At 62.4% G+C, this 1,070-nt stretch carries 1 protein-coding gene and 1 pseudogene; both read left to right on the top strand.

The window, feature by feature from the left end; all coding sequences use genetic code 11:
* Nucleotides 1–64 precede the first annotated feature (64 nt).
* On the top strand, nt 65–490 hold the full coding sequence (locus HC022_RS27290) for a DUF6538 domain-containing protein (RefSeq protein WP_368484877.1): 426 nt from the start codon (nt 65–67) through the stop codon (nt 488–490).
* Nucleotides 491–550: 60 nt separating this feature from the next.
* A pseudogene (locus HC022_RS27285) lies at nt 551–1,070 on the top strand (transposase); the annotation flags it as partial.

The following is a 1,070-nucleotide window of genomic DNA, read 5'->3' as shown; positions in this document are numbered from 1 at the left end:
ACATGAGCCTTGAAACCCTGGCCCGCGTCACCGACAATCCCACCGTCAGGTTGCCCGCCGTGGCATCCTGATCAGACTCGGACCTCTCCGAAGGTCCACGCTCCTACACCACGCGCGGGGGCACTATCGTGGAACCACCTGGAATTTGCGCAAGCGCGTGCCTGCCCGCTATAGCAAGGTTGAGCCCCGCAAAGAGCTTTGGCTAAGCCTTCATACAGATTCTAAGGCTGAAGCAGAGGCCAAGGCGCCCGCGATCTGGCGTGCGCAGATTGAAGCTTGGGAAGCGCGTCTGGCAGGTGCAACGGAAGACGCCGAGAAGCGGTTTCAGGCAGCTCAGGATCTGGCCGGGAAGCGAGGTTTTTCCTGGTTGCCCTTGGCGGAGGTCACGCACTTGCCGCGCGCAGATCTGCTGAAGCGGATTGAGGCCATCCCTGCCCATCGTCAGCAGCCGAACCGCCAAGAGGCTGCTGCGATCCTAGGTCATGTTTGACCTGCCACGGGATTTTTCCTCCACCATCGATTAGAGTCCGACCCAACTTGAGGACGGACAATGAAGCGAACGAGATTCACGGACGAGCAGATCATCGGCATCCTGGCCGAACACGAGGCAGGCGCGAAGTGCGCGGACTTGTGCCGCAAGCACGGCATGTCGGAAGGGACCTTCTATAACTGGAAGGCGAAGTTCGGCGGCATGACGGTGCCGGAGGCAAAGCGGCTGAAGACGCTCGAAGACGAGAACGCCAAGCTGAAGAAGCTGCTGGCCGAGCAGATGCTGGACCTGGCGGCGATGAAGGAACTGGTTTCAAAAAAGTGGTAACGCCTGCCTTGAGGCGCGAGGCGGTCGCGCATCTGAAAGCCCAGTTCGGGCTCTCGGAACGGCGGGCGTGCCGGATTGCCGGGGCGGATCGCAAGATGGTCCGCTACCAGACGCAGCGTGCGCCGGACACGGTGCTGCGCGGGCGGTTGCGGGAGCTGGCCAACGAGCGTCGGCGGTTCGGCTATCGGCGGCTCTTCGTGCTGCTGCGGCGCGAGGGAGAAGCCTCGGGGATCTACCGGCTCTACCGCGAAGA

This window comes from Salipiger sp. HF18 (assembly GCF_011806505.1).
GTDB classification, from domain to species: domain Bacteria; phylum Pseudomonadota; class Alphaproteobacteria; order Rhodobacterales; family Rhodobacteraceae; genus Salipiger; species Salipiger thiooxidans.
This window is presented reverse-complemented; position numbering and strand designations above follow the sequence as displayed.